This window comes from Kamptonema sp. PCC 6506, from assembly GCF_000180455.1.
Lineage (GTDB): Bacteria > Cyanobacteriota > Cyanobacteriia > Cyanobacteriales > Microcoleaceae > Kamptonema > Kamptonema formosum.
Map to the genome: position 1 here is coordinate 1 of NZ_CACA01000314.1, position 18,015 is coordinate 18,015.

14 protein-coding genes are annotated in these 18,015 nt (G+C 43.7%); 7 read left to right on the plus strand and 7 right to left on the minus strand.

Translation table 11 applies throughout. The features are described 5' to 3' along the window. The first annotated feature begins 7 nt into the window (after positions 1–7). Together OSCI_RS19735 and OSCI_RS19740 are read left to right on the plus strand one after the other, a co-directional pair. Complete coding sequence (locus OSCI_RS19735; protein ID WP_007356876.1) at positions 8–775, plus strand: YebC/PmpR family DNA-binding transcriptional regulator; 768 nt, start codon at positions 8–10, stop codon at positions 773–775. A 177-nt stretch (positions 776–952) separates the two neighbouring features. Beyond that, entirely contained in the window at positions 953–2,227 is a 1,275-nt protein-coding gene (locus OSCI_RS19740; protein WP_007356877.1) for an FAD-dependent hydroxylase, read from the plus strand. A gap of 44 nt (positions 2,228–2,271) precedes the next feature. Here the strand turns inward: OSCI_RS19740 and OSCI_RS19745 are convergent, their stop codons facing one another. The 3 genes from OSCI_RS19745 to btpA all read right to left on the minus strand — a co-directional run bounded on the left by OSCI_RS19745 (position 2,272) and on the right by btpA (position 6,802). Further along, a complete protein-coding gene (locus OSCI_RS19745; RefSeq protein ID WP_007356878.1) occupies positions 2,272–4,425 on the minus strand; it encodes a CHASE2 domain-containing protein in 2,154 nt (717 codons plus the stop codon). Between the two features lie 539 nt (positions 4,426–4,964). Then, positions 4,965–5,897: a vitamin K epoxide reductase family protein gene (locus OSCI_RS19750; RefSeq protein WP_007356879.1), complete on the minus strand. Its 933-nt coding sequence runs from the start codon at positions 5,895–5,897 to the stop codon at positions 4,965–4,967. 23 nt (positions 5,898–5,920) lie between these two features. Next, positions 5,921–6,802, minus strand: coding sequence for a photosystem I biogenesis protein BtpA (gene btpA, locus OSCI_RS19755; protein WP_039962636.1), 882 nt, complete (start codon positions 6,800–6,802; stop codon positions 5,921–5,923). Positions 6,803–7,273: 471 nt separating this feature from the next. On the opposite strand from btpA, the gene OSCI_RS19760 reads away from it, so the two are divergent. Next, on the plus strand, positions 7,274–8,359 hold the full coding sequence (locus tag OSCI_RS19760) for a hypothetical protein (protein ID WP_007356881.1): 1,086 nt from the start codon (positions 7,274–7,276) through the stop codon (positions 8,357–8,359). Here the strand turns inward: OSCI_RS19760 and OSCI_RS19765 are convergent. Then, complete coding sequence (locus OSCI_RS19765; RefSeq protein ID WP_007356882.1) at positions 8,322–10,538, minus strand: filamentous hemagglutinin N-terminal domain-containing protein; 2,217 nt, start codon at positions 10,536–10,538, stop codon at positions 8,322–8,324. The genes OSCI_RS19760 and OSCI_RS19765 overlap by 38 nt on opposite strands. Positions 10,539–10,794: 256 nt before the next feature. On the opposite strand from OSCI_RS19765, the gene coaE reads away from it, so the two are divergent. The 3 genes from coaE to OSCI_RS19780 all read left to right on the plus strand — a co-directional run bounded on the left by coaE (position 10,795) and on the right by OSCI_RS19780 (position 13,509). Continuing rightward, positions 10,795–11,442 carry a dephospho-CoA kinase gene (gene coaE / locus OSCI_RS19770; RefSeq protein WP_007356883.1) on the plus strand — a complete coding sequence of 216 codons (648 nt, stop codon included), beginning with the start codon at positions 10,795–10,797 and terminating at the stop codon, positions 11,440–11,442. A gap of 290 nt (positions 11,443–11,732) precedes the next feature. Further along, positions 11,733–12,761 (plus strand): homogentisate phytyltransferase, encoded by a 1,029-nt coding sequence (locus tag OSCI_RS19775; protein ID WP_007356884.1) that lies wholly within the window; start codon positions 11,733–11,735, stop codon positions 12,759–12,761. Positions 12,762–12,876: 115 nt separating this feature from the next. Continuing rightward, a complete protein-coding gene (locus OSCI_RS19780) occupies positions 12,877–13,509 on the plus strand; it encodes a ribonuclease H-like domain-containing protein (protein ID WP_007356885.1) in 633 nt (210 codons plus the stop codon). Between the two features lie 203 nt (positions 13,510–13,712). Here OSCI_RS19780 and OSCI_RS19785 read toward each other — a convergent pair whose 3' ends face one another. The 3 genes from OSCI_RS19785 to OSCI_RS19800 all read right to left on the minus strand — a co-directional run bounded on the left by OSCI_RS19785 (position 13,713) and on the right by OSCI_RS19800 (position 17,074). Beyond that, positions 13,713–14,696 carry an FTR1 family iron permease gene (locus OSCI_RS19785; protein ID WP_007356886.1) on the minus strand — a complete coding sequence of 328 codons (984 nt, stop codon included), beginning with the start codon at positions 14,694–14,696 and terminating at the stop codon, positions 13,713–13,715. Between the two features lie 215 nt (positions 14,697–14,911). Beyond that, positions 14,912–15,937: a ComEA family DNA-binding protein gene (locus OSCI_RS19790; protein ID WP_007356888.1), complete on the minus strand. Its 1,026-nt coding sequence runs from the start codon at positions 15,935–15,937 to the stop codon at positions 14,912–14,914. 144 nt (positions 15,938–16,081) lie between these two features. Then, on the minus strand, positions 16,082–17,074 hold the full coding sequence (locus tag OSCI_RS19800) for a multicopper oxidase domain-containing protein (protein ID WP_007356890.1): 993 nt from the start codon (positions 17,072–17,074) through the stop codon (positions 16,082–16,084). Positions 17,075–17,445: 371 nt separating this feature from the next. Here OSCI_RS19800 and OSCI_RS19805 point away from each other — a divergent pair, with 371 nt between their 5' ends. After that, entirely contained in the window at positions 17,446–18,006 is a 561-nt protein-coding gene (locus tag OSCI_RS19805; protein ID WP_007356891.1) for a hypothetical protein, read from the plus strand. Positions 18,007–18,015 lie beyond the last annotated feature (9 nt).

Consider the following 18,015-nt stretch of genomic DNA (forward strand, 5'->3'; position numbering starts at 1 on the left):
TATCGATATGGCTGGACATAGTAAATGGGCGAATATTAAACGCCAAAAAGCTAGAGTAGATGCCGTAAAAGGTAAAATTTTTGCTAAAATATCCCGCGAAATTATCGTTGCGGCCCGTAGTGGCGTACCAGATCCCGCTGGTAATTTTCAACTGCGGACGGCAATTGATAAGGCTAAGGCGGCGGCAATTCCTAGTGAGAATATTGAACGCGCAATTGCCAAAGGTGCAGGTAAACTGGGGCCGACTTCAGAATTAGAATCCATTCGTTATGAAGGCTACGGTGTTGGTGGTGTCGCTATTTTAATTGAAGCACTTACAGATAATCGTAACCGCACGGCGGCTGATTTGCGAGAAGCTTTTACTAAGAATGGTGGCAATTTAGGTGAAACTGGTTGTGTAGGTTGGATGTTCGATCAAAAAGGTGTTTGTACGGTGTTTGGCCCCATTAATGAAGATGACTTATTGGAAGCATCATTAGAGGGGGAAGCAGAATATTATGAGTTGATATCAATAGATGAAGATACTGAAGGTGCGGAGGTATTTACTGAAGTATCGAACTTAGAAAACCTGAGTAAGGTATTGAAAAAAAGGGGGTTTGTAGTGATGCAATCAGAAACTCGCTGGATTCCTAGCAATTCAGTAGAAGTGGATAATCCAGACAAGGCGCGATCTCTGCTAAAATTAATGGATGCACTGGAAGATTTGGATGATGTACAAAGCGTTACAGCTAACTTTGAAATGACTGATGAACTGATGTCAATGACTATGGTTTAGTAAGTGGGCGCTGCTAATTTGTCTCGCCAGTAGTAATATGGGCACTGCCAATGCTATATTTTTTATGTTTATCATCTAGATTAGGGCAGCACCCACCCTACAAGTTGTAACTACAAGTTGTAACTTTTACAATTAGCAATTAACAGTTAAGTGTTAACAATTAGTAATTAAATAACAATGCCAGTAGATCAACTTTCGCAAACAATTTCCACATCAGAAACACCCCAACCAAAACCAGAATTTGATTTTGATATCGCGATCGCAGGCGGCGGCATTGTCGGGGCAACTTTAGCTTGTGCCTTAAAAGATTCCGGCTTAAAAGTAACAATAATTGAGACTCAAACGCCATCTGTAGCAGCAAGTAGAAGACAAGCTTATGCACTTTCTCTGATGTCGGGAATGATTTTAGAAGGTATTGGTGTTTGGCAGGAAATATTGCCACAAATTACCACCTTTCAACAGATTAACCTCTGCGATGGCGACTATCCAGGGATAGTTCAATTCTATCGAGAAGACTTGGGAAATACAGGTAAAATGCCTGTACCCAAAACAGCACTCGGTTATGTGGGGGAACATGGCGTATTGCTGACTGCTTTGCAAGAATGCTTAGCAAAATGTCCTAATTTTACTTGGATTTGTCCGGCTGAAGTTTTACAGGTTCAATATTATAGCGATCGCGCCGAAGTCGAAGTAAAAATCAACGGCGAAACTCAGACTATCCGCACGCGGTTATTAGTCGCCGCCGATGGTTCGCGATCGCACATCCGCACTCAAGCTAAAATTACAACTCAAGGCTGGAAATATTGGCAGTCTTGCATTGCCATCACCATTAAAACAGAAAAACCTCACAATGATATCGCCTTTGAGCGTTTTTGGCCCAGTGGCCCGATGGGGGTATTGCCACTCCCTGGAAACCGCTATCAGATTGTTTGGACTGCACCCCACGCCGAAGCAAAAGCCTTGCAAGAACTAGATAAACAAGAGTTTCTAGCTTTATTAGAACAGCGAACTGGCAGACTTTTGGGACGTTTAGAATTAATTAGCGATCGCTACCTATTTCCCGTTCAGCTCATGCAGAGCGATCGCTACGCCTTACCCAGATTAGCATTAATTGGCGATGCCGCCCACTGCTGCCATCCCGTCGGCGGACAAGGTTTAAATATGGGGATTCGGGATGCGGCCGCGATCGCACAAATCTTGCGATCGGCAAGCGATCGAGGTGAAGACATCGGCAATTTACAAGTATTAAAACGTTACGAAAGTTGGCGAAAAAAAGAAAACTTAGTAGTTTTAGGATTTACCGATTTTCTAGACCGCCTCTTCTCTAATACTTGGCTTCCAATTATTGCTTTTCGCCGCTTTTGTTTATGGAGTTTACGAACAATTCCCCTAGTCAAACTATTAGCATTGCGACTGATGACAGGTTTATTCGGCCGTGCTCCTGAATTATAGGCAAAGGAACAAAGAAGAAGAATCTAGTAAATCCTAAGTCTGATTCAAGAAAACTCAAATCGGTTTTTCCCAAGTTCCTTAGCACGATACATAGCCGCATCCGCATTCTTAATCAAAGTTTCCTTATCTTGACCATCCAAGGGGTACAAACTAATACCAATACTCGTAGTTACCGCAATTGAATTTCCGTCAAGTAAGAAAACTTGAGTAATAGCATCCAGAATTTTTTCAGCTACTCTTGCCGCGTCCGGTTTTCCCGGAATTCCGGGTAAAATCACAGTAAACTCATCACCTCCTAAGCGCGAGATCGTATCGCTACCCCGCAAACATCCTTTCAACCTTTCCGCAACCCCTTTTAAAAGTAGATCTCCAACATCGTGTCCGAGAGAATCATTAATTAACTTAAATCCATCCAGATCCAAAAATAGTAAAGCAACTAATTGATCTTTAACAGAAGCTTGTTTTATAGACACACTCAAACTTTCGTGAAACAATTGGCGATTCGGCAAACCAGTAAGATCGTCATGATAGGCTTGATAGCGCAAGCGATCTTCCGAAAGTAGGAGTTCAGCATTTTTTTGCTTCAGTTCTTCTTCCATACGCTTGCGTTCAGTAATATCTCTGATCGCACCGACTAAAAATAAATTACCCGCAGCATCTTTGTGCAGCGATCTTTTCGTAGCAATTAAATGTGTAGTGCCACTAGCATCAGTAAATTCTTCCTCATTTTCATACTCTAGCTGCGTAGCAAACACTAAATTATCTTGATGCCAAAAGATGTCAGCTTCATGCTTAGGAAATAAATCATAATCAGTCTTGCTGATTAACATTTCTAGTGGCTGACCGATTAAGCGGCAATAAGCTTGATTCAAAACGATCCGACGGTGGTTGATATCAGTAACAAAAATTGGATCGGGAATTGTATTAATTACAGTCTGCAAAAATTCTTTCGAGCGTTTGAATTCTTCCTGTAAGTGAGCCAGATAGCCAACTATAACCGCAGCAGACCCTGCGATCGCCATTAAAGGCGGAATTAACGGCAACCACCAACCCCCTAAGAAAGCCAAATACAGACTGGTAGTGAGACCAACACTCACTCCTAAAAGGAACAGCAGCGATAGTTGAGGCGATCGCAACTTCCAGCTTACAAAAGCTCCCACCCAAGACCAACCCCAAATCCACAGCCATTCAGCCCAGTCTGACCAGACTTTAAAACCCGTTCTCCCTTCCAAGGCCGCACTCAAAATCTGACTCAAAAAATTAGCCTGAAGTTCAACTCCTGGTACAGGTTTAGGCGAATCCAATAAACCACCGCTGTAGGAAGTTTGCTGAAAATCTTTGAGGCTAGTTGCAGTCGAACCGATTAAAACAATACGCGATCGCACAAAATCGGGTGGCATCTTCCCAGACATAACCTCTGCCATCGACACGCTGCGAAAACTACCAACAGGGCCGCGAAGATTCCCTAAAATTTGATAACCTCGACTTTCAGCTCGAATGTAAGGCCCATGATTAGATTCAAACCGCTCAAAAACACCCTCACCCAATTGTAAATACTTAGGATTGCTCGTTGCTGGCTGAGGGGTAATACCTTCAGTTTTCAGGTAAATTAAAGCTAATTTCAGCGCAAAACTTTCGCGAGTTTTTTCACCTTCCGGCCACGAATAAAGTAAAGCTCTGCGTATTTTGCCGTCGGCATCAACAACAACATTATTTAAACCTACCTGATTCCGTTGACTGAGAACGCTAGGGGGGCGTACTCCCAAGTTATTTTCATCCTGACTTTTCTCAATCCCAATCAAGTTAGGGATAGTTTCAAAAGCTTGCACCAATTTTTCATAGCCTGGTTCTACCGTCAAGTCTCGATAGATATCTAGACCGATCGCTTGCGGTTGACCAGCGTATAATTTTTGTAATAACTGTGCCATCACACCATCGGGGATGGGGTAGCCGAATTTTTGTAAATCGGCTTCATTAATTGCCACAATTACAATTCTTTCATCAATTGGTTCTAGGGGCCGCCAGCGAAAAAACTGATCGATAGCCGCCAATTCTGAGAACTGCAAAAGTGCGAAGGAACGTAGGAGAATAACTGTACTAGCAACAGTTGCAGCAGTAATGAATACTCGCCGTTCTCTACACCACTTTTTTAGGGTTCCCCGCGTATTATTTGAAGCTTTGCTGAGCCGCTTGAACATCTAAGTAGAAGGAAAAAAAAGAAGAAACAAGGAACCAGGAACCACCAGGAACCAGGGCGAAGGGATCGGGGAGAAGGGAGATGGGGCTAAAAGTTATCGGGTAATTCTTAAGATAACCTATCCACAAACAAAACAGCCAGAGGCGCGATCGCACCTCTGGCTGTTTTTGGGAATTAACCTTTATTTGTCAAAATCAGGGAGAGTTTTTCTTCTTATGCAGAGGCAGAAGGCAGGAGGCAGGAGGCAGGAGCCAGAAGTTATGAGGCAAAAAGCAGAAGTTATGAGGAAGAAAGCAGGAGTTATAAGGAAGAAAGCAGAAGTTATGAGGCTCTTGTAATACCAATTCTCTCAAAAAGTTATGCAGCAGGAGTGGTAGTAGGTCTATCTTCTGAAGTTAACTCAACAATACAACTTGTGTCAATAATTTGGAGAATTGGTATTAGCGATCGCTATAATTCTCCTTCCCTCTTTCTTCCTCCCTCTTCCCTAGCCCCTAGCCCCTAGCCCCTAGCCCCTAGCCCCTAGCCCCTCTCTATAGATTATCTAGGGGGTGAACTTCGGAAATTGGTAGGCCCTGTGTAACCCGATACCTCAGCCAGCTTCTCCAAACTTTGCGTACCTGCATATAACTTGCCGTTGATTTCCCAAGTCGGGAAACCTTGAATTTTTGCTGCTTCGCACAGTTGAGTCCGGGAGTTTTTACCCTTGGGATCGCATTCTACGTAATCCAGAATACTTGCCGCCTGGTTGCCAAACAGTTCTTTCTGTTCGTGACAATGAGGACACCAGTAAGCGCCATATTCTTTAGCACCTATCTGCTTGAGATGGCGGGCTAAAGCGATTTCTGCCGTTCCCGAAACGGTAGTAACAGCAGGGGCAGCAATGCCGGGGGCGGAGTTAGACGAGGAGGTCTCTACGCTGTGGCTGTTGTAAAGACCCAAGGCACCGATCGTCGTGACCATCGCTACTATAGTCCCCGTAAACAAGAGTTGCCCGACATCTTCCCACTCGTGGCCCAGTAAAGTCACTAGAAACAGAGAGATCGAGAGTATAGCCGAACTAACGCAGTAAACGCATAAGTCCCCGATCTGAAAAATCATTAAATACATCAAGTAGCCGCTAAAAATCGGCATGGCAGTGGCTAATACAAAGATTACCAGCCAAGTCGAGCTTTCTAATTTAGAGCGGAGTCCTTTATCTGTTTCAGAATTAACGACGAGTGGAACCACTGCCAGTGCGGCCATGCTGAGATAAGCAGCAAAACCCAACAAACTCAAGGGTAATATGCCACCTACAGTGGCATAGGGGCTGTTGAGCACTTTTTCACAACCGCTAGTCGGACAAAGGACAGAATTTCCAGTTAATTTCGCGATCGTCAGATAGGCAGTTTCTAGAACGCCGATAGCTGCGATCGCGGCAATGATAATTCTAGACCAGCGGTGAATCCAGGGGGTTGAACGTCGGCGAACCATTTCTCGTATTTAGAGTTTAGATTTTAGATTTGAGAATTAGCGATCGGAGATTGGGAGTTCCCAGTCTCTACTCCCCATTCTCCAGTTCTTTGTTGAGCTTTGGCATTAAGGCTGCGCCGTGTCGCCTCCACAAACTGACTGACGCGAATGGGATCTATTGGTTGTTCGATCCTGCCGTGTCGCTTCAAGGAACTAGAGACAATTACGCCATCAACAGCACAGATCAAGCTGGGGATATTTTCCCAATTAGCACCGCTACCGATGAAAACTGGTGTCCCTGCCGCCGCTGCGGTTGCCAATTCCAGATCCTCTAAATTGGGAGGACTACCAGTAGTCCAACCAGAGATAATCACTGCATCGGCTAAAGCGCGTTCTATGGTCTCTTGCACGGCTGTGGTCAGATTGGGGCTACCCAAGGGCCGACCATGCTTGACCAAAACATCTGCTAATATTTTGACATCGCTCCCCAATTCTCGGCGATAGCGTAGCAGTTGGTGAGCTTGGCCTTCGATTAATCCTTGGTCGCAAGCCATGACACCGTTGAGAACGTTGACGCGGATGAAGTGGGCTTGAGTACAGGAGGCGATCGCCATTGCACTCTTACCATCATTCCGCAAAACATTAACTCCGATCGGCAGCGTCACCAAGTTCATTAGCCGCTGTACAACTAGCGTCATAGCGCTCACCACAGCCGGATCTACCTCGTCTTTGGCAAAAGGAGCGTCGAAAAAATTCTCGACTATAATACCGTTTACGCCACCAGAAGCCAGCGCTGTCGCCTCTTGCTCAGCTCTCCCGATAATAGCTTTGAGATTGCCGCCCCAACGCACAGAAGTGGGAAGGGGTTGCAAATGTACAACGCCAATAATCGGGTTTGGTGTTTTGAATATTTGTTTTAAGTCCACTGGTTTACCTGAAACCACCAATTTTTGACACTCCCACCCCTTGAGAGGGTAGGATTCTTTGGAGATTTCGCTCCGAATATTCGTTCCACCAAACTTACTCAAATCTGACGACTCAGACTTAATGTTGGCTTCCTGCTTCATTCTGGGGAGTCGGCTCCTTCCAGTCCACAGGCGTTTAGTTTAGGCTGAACTAGCCTTACTTTTTCAATCGGGGGCCTCGGTCAGATTAATCGCTGCGTTTAAGTCCCGATTCAATATTAGAGTCTGAGAGTTCTCTCTAGTAACCTAGTTTATCTAAATTAAAGCCCCTCTGAGGAAATCAGAGGGGCTTTGTTCGATCAGAAGGTCGCCAGGAATGCCTTAAAGGTATCCGTAACGCCGCCCTCGCTTGCGGTATCCTTATTCATAACTTCGCCTAAAACGCTCTAAAATCTGATTTATACCTGTAGTTCTTCTTCCTTAAAGCTATTGGTGAAAGTTTCTCTGATTATTTTAGCGATCGCCGCATCATTGCTAGTGGTAGTAGAAGTAAGTCTCCGGGTGTTCTTTGGCTTTGGCAATCCCCTGATTTACATTGCAGATTCCGACTGCGGTTATCTGTTAGCCCCTAACCAGAGTGTCAGGCGATTTGGCAATCGGATTGAAATTAACCAGCATTCCATGCGTAACCCTCCAATAACGCCAATACCTGCGGTGTCAACTCGCCGGATTTTACTGCTGGGAGATTCGATCGCTAATGGCGGTTGGTGGACAGATCGCTTACATACTATCTCAGAAATGATGGCACAACTTTTAGCCCAAGGAAAGGGAGATGAGGGAGATGGGGGAGATGGGGGAGATGGGGGAGATGGGGGAGATGAGGGAGATGGGGGAGATGGGGGAGATGAGGAAGTTAAATCTTTCTCTTCCCTATCCTCCCTACCTTCCTCATCCTCCCCATCCTCCATTCCCCAGTCTAAGGTCGAAGTGCTCAATGCTTCCGCTAATTCTTGGGGGCCGCGAAATGAGTTAGCTTATTTAGAGAAATTTGGTCATTTTGGGGCGATCGCAGTAATATTGCTGATCAATACAGATGATTTGTTTGCTAAAGCTCCTAGTTCTTGGGTGGTGGGACGCGATCGCAACTACCCAAACCGCAAACCCCCTTCTGCCATAGTAGAAGTATTGACCCGCTACCTGTTGCCATCCCTACCCCTTCCCGAATTAGAGCTACCCCAAAAGGAAAGAGGAGATATCGTCGGTTACAACATAGAAGCGATTCGTCAAATCAAGACAATAGTTACCTCTGTTAACGCCCAGTTTATCCTAGCGATGACTCCCTTAGTGCGGGAAATTAGCGATCGCCACCCCCGTGATTACGAAATTAAAGCCAGAACCCGCCTTACCGAATTTACTCAAACCGAGCAAATACTTTACCTAGATTTTCTTCCTATTTTTAAATCAGTTCAGCACCCAACCACCTTGTATCGAGACAATATTCATCTGAGCATCCAAGGAAATCAACTTGTCAGCGAAATCATTACCAATTCTCTCCGACAACAATTTGGTAACTGTTAGTTGTTGGTTGTTGACTGTTAGTTGTTAGTTGTTGATTGTTAGTTGTTAGTTGTTGATTGTTAGTTGTTAACTGGGCATTCTCCCCTGCTCCCCCGCTCCCCTGCTCCCCGGCTCTCCCGCTTCCTGCTATAATTGAACTGGTTCGACTGGTAAGGTTAATATCTCCACCTTTACTATTACCTTCCGTAGTAACGTTACCCACCTCAAGATTGCCAAAGGCACTGGCCGTCACATTCCCACCCGTATTCCCAGATGCAGACAAATCCTCTACTCGAATTGTGGCGTTGCTGTCTAAACTAATATCTCCGCCCGTCGTTTTACCTGTAGATAACAGGGAAGCGATCGCAATATTGCCGCCGCTAGTGAGAGTAATATTGCCACCGGCAGCAGATAAATTAGAAGATGAAAGAGTACCTGCATTGATTTGTCCGATGCTGCTGGCGAGGGTAATATCCCCACCATTGGTAATGATATTACCGACCGCGATCGCAGTTCCAGAAATCGATATTCTTCCCCCCTCAGTGCTAATCGTGTCGCTAGGACTCATGGAAAATGACCCCACCGCGTCGCGATCGGAGTCAGCCGTAAAAGTAACTGAACCCGTACTTGCGTTAAGCTTCAACTCACCTGAAGCGAGGGGGGCTATAGTGATGTTGTTAGTTGCCTCCAATACTACATCAGCGGTGGCGGAGAGATTTTCTAGAGCTTTTCTGGAGATTGTAAAATTAGTAGTAGCAGTCGAGTCTTCCGCAAAAATACTACCTTGTGCGATCGCGCTATCATCTGCACCCTGTTCTCCATCCACAATGTTGATATTAGTCGGGTCAAGTAACAAAGTACCCGCACCACTCATCCCCCTAGTATCAACACTTCCATCGAAAATCAGATTTTCTTTACCCGAAACTTCGACAAATCCCCCCGCACCTCCTCGTGCGGTGATGCGACCGAAAAAGCCTGCTGTAGCGTCTGCCCAGACGATGACGCGGCCGCCGTTACCAGTTGAGATCGCATCTGCTGCGATCGCAGTATTGCGATCGATATAAGTAGCAGTCGCATTCGGGACTGTTCCCATCCCCCGAAAATCTCCCCCAATCCGCACATTTCCCCCACCAAACCAGCCGGAAGCGTCAATATTTGCTCCTAATAACCCGACTCGCGTGCCTAAAACATTAACTGTTCCTCCCATAGTTTCAGAGGAAACATTCAAGGAACCTGATGCTATTGCAGTCCCGGCCGCTGAGGGTATAGTTTGCCCGGAAGCAGTCAGCACAATTTGACCCTCAGAATTCACAGCTAAACCAGTAGCATCTCTGTTCGTGCTACCTGTCAGTAATCTAGGCAAAGAAAGGGGTGTAATTTGTGACGAAGATCCCGGATTTCTAGCTTCTATTCCTGGCTGATTTCCGGCTATTTCCAATTGCAGTAAATGACCTGCTTGAGTGATACGCACCACATTTTCTCCAGGGATGGCAGCAATAGTAATTTGTCCCCCTGGTGCCGATAATTTTCCAGTATTAATTACCGTATCGCCTAGCAATGTTAAATTTTGTCCTTCTCCAACTGTCAATTCACCTGCATTGACAATTGCCCCTGCTTCCTGCCCCAAACTAAAAGTATTGGGAGTGCCAATTAATGCCGTGTAGTCATTAATTCCTGTAGCATTAAACCAGCGGTTATCAAAGCCAATCCCATTGGCAGTAGTCGCCATAAATGACCCCGGTACGTCCAATCTGGCATTAGCACCAAAAATAATCCCGGCGGGATTCATAATGTATAAATTGGAATTACCGCCCGTGACAGAGATCAGACCATTAATTACAGAAGCATCACCGCCAACCACACGAGTTAAAATGTTGCGAATGGCAGGATTAGTCAAAAAATTGGCAGCTTGACCGGAGTCTAAACCAAACCGAGTAAAACTATGGAAGAGATTCGCGCCATCTCCCGACACAGTACCACCTTTAATATCGTAGCGGTTGCCATTGGGGGCGACTACAGTACCAGTACCATCAGGGGCTGGGACAAGTTGCTGGGCAACGGCTGATAGAGATTGTGGGAAAATTACCAATAATGCCGAGTTCTCTGGCCTGGAAAACGAGTAAGGGGAGAAATCCAATATCCAAATTCCAGCAAGGGGAAGTGCTGCGAGAACCGACCGTATAGCACGTTGAGGTTTCATAGGGTTTTGCCTCGGTCTTGACCTCTATCATAGGATTGAGATTTGAGATTTAGAGATTAAAACGGGACTTAAGCATCAGTAACGCTACACCCTTTTCTAGGCGGTGTTTGTACTGCCCTCCCGGTGGCGTTACCCCAAAGTATGCCTAATTCCTATTGCAGACAACTGGTAACACCCTAATATCCTTTGTTTCCACTGCCAGCCCCAAATCGAAAATCTAAATGCGATCCTAACACTAACATACCAAAGATTGGCAATGATTGTCGAAAAAAAAGAAACTGGGATCGGCGAGGAAGTACGCCTGATTGGTCTAACTGGCGGCATCGCTACTGGGAAAACCACTGTATCTAATTATCTGGCTAATGCTTATCAATTGCCAATTTTGGATGCGGATATCTATGCCCGTGAAGCTGTGCTGCCAGAAACACCTATTTTAGCCCGAATAGTAGAACGCTTTGGGAGTGAAGTATTGCTTGCCGATGGTAGCCTCAATCGGCGATCGCTAGGTAATATTGTTTTTAACAACTCAGAAGAGTTGCGTTGGTTGGAAAAGCAGATTCATCCTTACGTGCGCGATCGCCTCTTACAGGAAATAAAAATCGGTATTTCTGGGCAAAATCGCCAAAGCATTCGCCCCTTAAGAATTGTATTAGCTGTACCTCTCCTCTTTGAAGCTAACATGACTGACTTGGTTACAGAAATTTGGGTCGTGTATTGTCCGCGTTCTCAGCAACTCGAACGCTTGGTTGAACGCGATCGGATTAACTTAGATCGCGCTCAAACTCTAATTAACAGCCAGATGCTTTTAGTAGAAAAGTGTCAACAAGCTGATGTTATTTTGGATAACTCAACTACCTTAGAATCGCTGTTTAGACAAGTAGATTTGGTAATTGGTAATTGGTAATTGGTAATTGTTAACTGTTAACTGTTAACCGTTAACTGGTGATTTTCCTTCTTCCTTCTTCCTTCTTCCTCCTTCCTTCTACTTAGTTGTTGGTTGTTAATTATCTCTCATCTCTTTCTTCCTTCTCAAAAAACTGTAGGGGCGGGTTCGCCAACAGCTTTAAAGAAAGCAGTAAAGATTAAAAAACCCGCCCCCACCCAGCAATGAAATTCTTGATTGATAATGGTACAAAATATGGTATAACCTGAATTGGATTAAAATTAACTTCGATCTTTATATTGCGGTAAATTATGAAACAAACTTTTGAGCAAAAGTCTGACTCACACCCAACTCTACCCTCTCACACCCCTGCCGTGCAGTCTACTGCACCTTGGTACTCTTTTTGGAAATTTTCTCGTCCTCATACAATCGTCGGTACTACCCTCAGCATACTGGGACTGTATTTAATTGCCTTGGCGAAGTCTCCTGCGGGTTTTTCTAGTTCTCATTTAGTTGCGATATTGGGAGCGTGGATTGCCTGTATTGGGGGTAATGTTTATATTGTCGGACTCAACCAACTCGAAGACGTTGAGATTGACCAAATTAATAAGCCTCATTTGCCTTTAGCTGCGGGAGAGTTTTCGCAGAAACAGGCTCAAATAATTGTAGCAATTGCTGGGGTAATTGCAGTCCTTTGTTCTGTGTTTCAAGGGCCTTTTTTATTAGCGACAGTTGGCATCAGTTTGGCCATAGGAACGGCTTATTCTTTGCCTCCGATCCGGTTAAAGCGTTTTCCATTTTGGGCAGCAATTTGCATTTTTACTGTTCGCGGTGCAATCGTTAACTTAGGGTTATTTTTACATTTTCAATGGGTATTAGAATTGGGGAATAAAAATTATACCTTCTTTTTTCTTCCTTCTTCCTTCTTCCTTCTTCCTTCTTCCTTCTTCCTTCCCTCAGAAGTTTTAGCTTTAACGCTATTTGTGTTGGTGTTTACCTTCGCGATCGCGATTTTCAAAGATGTTCCCGATATGGAAGGCGATCGCCAATATAACATTACAACTTTTACCCTCCAATTAGGTAAACAAGCTGTTTTCAACTTGTCTCGGTGGGTGCTAACCTTTTGTTATATGGGGATGACAATTGCTGGCGCTTTATGGCTGAAAGATATTAACTCGCTATTTCTGGGAATTACTCATATAGCCGCACTAGGTTTAATGTGGTTTTGGAGTATGAAAGTAGATTTGCAGGATAAAGCTGCGATCGCGCAGTTTTATCAATTTATTTGGAAGCTATTTTTTCTGGAATATCTAGCTTTTCCCGCCGCCTGTCTGTTATAGGCGAAGGAAGAAGGAAGAAGGAAGAAGGAAGAAGGCAAATCACCAGTTAACAGTTAACAGTTAACAGTTAACAATTACCAATTACCAATTACCAAGTACCAATTACCAATTACCAATGACAGATTTTAACGTTTGCGATCGCGACCTCCCCGATACCCTATTGTCCCACTATTTGACAGCAGAGGCAATTGCTGCTGACACGGAAACAATGGGGTTATTACCTTGGCGCGATCGCTTGTGTTTAGTTCAGTTGTGCGACGCAGAAGGTATCGTAACTGTAGTCCGAATTGCCAAAGGTCAAAGAGAAGCGCCTAACTTGAAAAAGTTAATGGAAGCCAGCAATATTGTCAAGATTTTTCACTTCGCACGCTTTGACATGGCAACTCTGAAATATCATTTAGATATTCATGTTGCACCAGTTTTCTGCTCTAAAATTGCTAGTAAACTTGCTAGAACCTACACTGGCAAACATGGTCTTAAAGATTTAGTGCAGGAATTAGAACAGGTAGAACTTGATAAAACTGCCCAAAGTTCGGACTGGGGAAATGCGGCTAATCTTTCTGAAAAGCAACTGCGTTACGCAGCTAATGATGTGCGCTATTTAATAAGTGCTAGAGAGAAGTTAATTACTATGCTACAACGAGAAGATCGTTGGCAACTGGCGCAAGAATGTTTTCAGTGTTTACCAGTCATTGTCAGTTTAGATTTGCTGCAATTCAAAGATATTTTCGATCACGGTAATGGTTAATAATTGACTCAGGACTTACGCCTGTCAAAAACCCGGTTTCTGCGTCAATTTTTCTCGAAAAAAGCGACGATCTTGGTCAGAAACCGGGTTTTTTGGGTAAGTCCTATGACTGTTAAGAAGTATGCAGACATAATCTACCCGTAGCGCCGCCCTCCGCGCGGTAATTAACCCCCCGGAGGGCGGCGTTACATAAGTTCTTATAGTTAAGACTTTCTACCTTCTGCTTTCTCCATTCTGTCTTCTACTATAGCAGACTGACTATTTCTAACTGGAAAAAATACTTTACCGCCTAAACTTTGAAAATAAATCAGGCCGATGGTAGCTAAAAATAGAAGATAACTAACAGCTTGCACTAAATAAAGTCTATCAGTATATCCAAATAGCGCTTTTAGGGCTAACCCAGGAAACTGCTCTTCAGGTAATATTTTAGTAGTATTCCAAACTATGGGGCCTAATATGCAAGAATGAACTTTTGCAAAACGTTCGTAATAAAAACAAAGGTCTGCTGATTGGCGATTCATCTGAGCTAAGGTATTAACTACAATATCAAAAAGTCCCAAAGTTGATACTACTAAACCCGCTACTATTAAGAGCAATAGAATGCCCATATATTTAAAGAATAAGCGGATATTAACTTTCACGCCCCATTTAAACAAAAGTACGCCAATTCCCGCCGCAACAGTCAAGCCAGCGATAGCGCCCAAAGTTGGCATTAAGCCTTGCTGAAATTTGGCCGCGATGAATAAAACGGTTTCAAATCCTTCACGCAAGACGGCGATCAAAATTAAGCTAAATACGCCCCAACCTGCACCATAACTTTGTTTTAATGTGGCAGTCACAGCCCCCTCAACTTCAGCTTTCATAGATCGCGAGTGCCTGGTCATCCAAATAAGCATCCAGCTTAACATTGCGATTGCCACAATGCTAAATACAGCTTCTAACAGGGGTTCCATTATTGGTGCGTAGGGCTGGTCTGATTTTGAAAATGCTTGAACTATCCAACCGAATAATACACCTACTAAAGCGCTGGCAATCAGCCCAACTACCACACCTGCATAAACCCAAAAATTGAGATGACTTTGATCGGATTTTTTGAGGCAAGCTAGTACAATTCCTACGACTAGGGCGGCTTCGACACCTTCCCGCAAGGTAATTACAAATGTTGGTAATACTTCGCTAAAGTTCATTTTTGGTTAGTGGATAGTGGTGAGTGGTTGGTTGTTAATGGTTGGTTGGTGGTTGGTGCTAGCTGTTTTTGTTTTTTGATTAATTGTTTTTGATTATGTTTTCTACTAACAACTAATAACTTGTAAGGTGGGCGCAAGCCGCCAAAAAGTTTGTAACTTATAGCTATAGATGGTTGTCGGCTTGCGCCCACCCTACGTTTAATTGTCTCTATACTTTAAGATTGCTTGAGAAAATCTTGGCTATCTTTCTCAATATTCTTGATTAGTTGAGTCACTTCATCAGTAGTTTTAACAGGGGTAGAAGGCGCGATTACAGTCGGCCAAGCTTTCTTCAATTCTCCCATAGTGGCGACAATTGCTTTATCGGTTTTGGGGCTATCTTTGGCAACTTGTTCTTTTATATCTTGGTAGAGAGTTTCAGCATAGGCGATAAATCCTCGCGAGTCTTGATATTCGATGACTGCGGCAATCTTGTTATTGGCAATTGATGCTCCATATTCGGAGTTGGCAGTATCCAGCAAGCCGTTAATTACTGGCAGCACAAATTTGGAGTCTTTACGCTGCTGAGCTGGTAAAGCTGCGATGGCTCCATCAACTGCCTGCATTGATGTTTGAAATTCAGCATTCACTTTGTTGGTATCTTTAGCGCCTGCTTTGACTAAATCCTGTAATTTAATTAGAGTGTTCTTAAATTCTGGAACTTTGCGCTCGTTGAGCTGATCTTCGACATCGGCATAAATTTCTTCGACTGGATGACCAATGTGAGGTTCTGCCTGATCTGGTTTGCCTTGCTCTAAGAGTTCTTTGGCTACTAAAAGATGACCTTTCATTAAACCTAATTTGGTCATGTAGTCGATATCTTTGGCAACGCCTGTAAGAACTATATCTTCAATTGTCACCATGTCTTTTATTTGGTCAAATTGCTCTTGATTTATGACTTTTTTTGAAACTAATTCCTCTGTGCTACCGTAAGGACGACTTGCCTGAATTTTGTTAGAAAGTGCCGGAATCCCTAATTTTGCTTCTAATTTGTCTAATTCCGAGAGAATTGCTGAGTTGATGTTAATCTGGGGCTTGCCACTGTGATTCATGCTGTGGCTGCTTGCTTCTGTAGCGCTAGAGGTATTGGCTGGTGAAGGTGTTGCAGTGTTGCTGGCTGTTGGCGCTTGGCTACAGCCTGTGAAAGCGAGGAGAGTAGCGGTAGCGGTGGCTATGGGCAAGGAACGAAATGCTGGTATCATGGCAGTCTCAAAATTTGTTAAATTGTGCTATTTGCTATTCTACCTTTTTGATAAAATTTTGCAATAGTTAGATAATCTATTATCAACTTAATGAAAAATCTTTGAACTAATTTAAGATTTTCTTTGGTTTTTTGCTGTTGTGCTTTAGCTAATTACTTCAAATAAACCCATGCAACCAGCTTCGGCGATCGCATCTTGATGAGGATGAAACATATATTTACCCGCATAGGGATAAGCAAATTCTAAAATGTGGCGCTCAGCCACACCCATTGTAATTACGTCCGTTTCTTCACTGGGTGTTAATGTCATTCCGGTTCGATACACTTTAAAAAAGTTAGCGTGCAGGTGGAAAGTTACTGCTGAATTGTACTCGATCATATTCAGTACGTAAAGCCGCACTAGCTGGTTTTTATAAATGGGAATTGGGTTTCTCATGTAATAATTGGGTATACCGTTAAAAGCGTAAAGTTCATTGGTTTGATCGTCATTTACGTCATATCCTCCCATGATTAAGATTAATTCATCTGCTGGAGGGCGAGGTTTTGGAGGGTCAATTATGAACATTCCATATAATCCTTTACCAATATGGCGAGTGACGGGGGCAATATGACAATGATATAGATGAACGCCATAGGGTTCGGCATCAAATTCATAAATAAATGCGGAACCGTGTCGCACTGGTTTAACTCCATCCATTGCTGTAGGATGGATACCATGAAAGTGCAGTGAATGGGAATGTCCTGCTTTGTTGGAGAAAATGACGCGGATGCGATCGCCTTGAGTTGCTCTTAATGTCGGCCCCGGTACGCGATTATTTACGTTCCAGGTGTTGAAAGTTACAGCACTGTTAAGCTCAATCGTGGAATTATTAGCTTCCATGCGAAATTCCCGCACCGTGCGACCATTTTCTCGCTTGACTGTGCCATAGTCAAAGTTCCGCACAATGTCCATCGGATTAAGATTGGTGCCGGTTGCGGTATCGGTGGGGAGTGGCGGGACTCTTACAGGCGTGGTTTTGTGGGTGAGGTTTTGAAATGCGATCGCACTACTGGCTACCCCAGCACCCGCTAGTCCGAGTTGTAGCAGTTGGCGACGACTCCAACGTTCTGCTTTCCCTATGACAGGGTGATTCGACATACCGACCTTGTTGATAAATTTTCCTAAGATGCAAGCTTTAGTAATTGTAAAGGGTTAAGGATTTATTGTCAAATATTCTCATTTGGGATGTGGCGATCGCTAGAACTGTTGGAAAACAAAATATAATTTTGTATAACTCACTTTTTATATAAAGGCTGTAATTACCCATTCTGCCATTGGGAGGGTCGCTCAGCAATCTCAAGCATTAATTAGGACTGATACACTTCTCACGTAACGCCGCCAACAAGAGCGGTATTTCCGCAGGGATGGCGGCGCTACAGACAATTATGCTTAAGTCCTGTTTTACTTCCCTTTGCATAAATCAGATAAAATTGGCATAATGAAAGTTGCTAATAGTGGAGAGAAAGAGTATGATTCCCTTTAAGGTAGACTGGAACCAACTCGCTCAAATAAAAGAGCTAAAAGAATATTTTGAAGAAGATTTTACAAATTTTCAGCAGCTAATTGAAGAAGAGGTCGATCGGCTCTCGTGGTTGAGTCAAGAGGACTTGGATAAAATTGCAGAATTACGGGTACTCGAAGTCACAAATGGCTGTACTCAATGGGGATTTCGCAGACAAGACGAGCAAAGTTTATCGGTAGAGCAGACACGCAAATGTATGAAAATGGTAATGGGATTTATTAAAAAAAAAGAATTGCATTTTCCTAGCAAGGGGATAATCAGTTTCAAGCCGGAAGTTAAGAAATTTCTAGAAGAAAGTCGTCAACTTTATCTTGATGCTTTTAAAAATAATGTTACTGGCGCAGAACTAAAATACTATGCCTCTTCCACTGCCCAATTTATAGTGTTGGGTCGTGCGAGAATGGAAGCAGCAATGGAACTTGTCAAGCAAGACTATGAAGAACTCTTTTCACCCTATTATATTCAACGTGGACAGAGTTATATTGCTCCCTATATTGCTTGTATCTAGCATCTATAG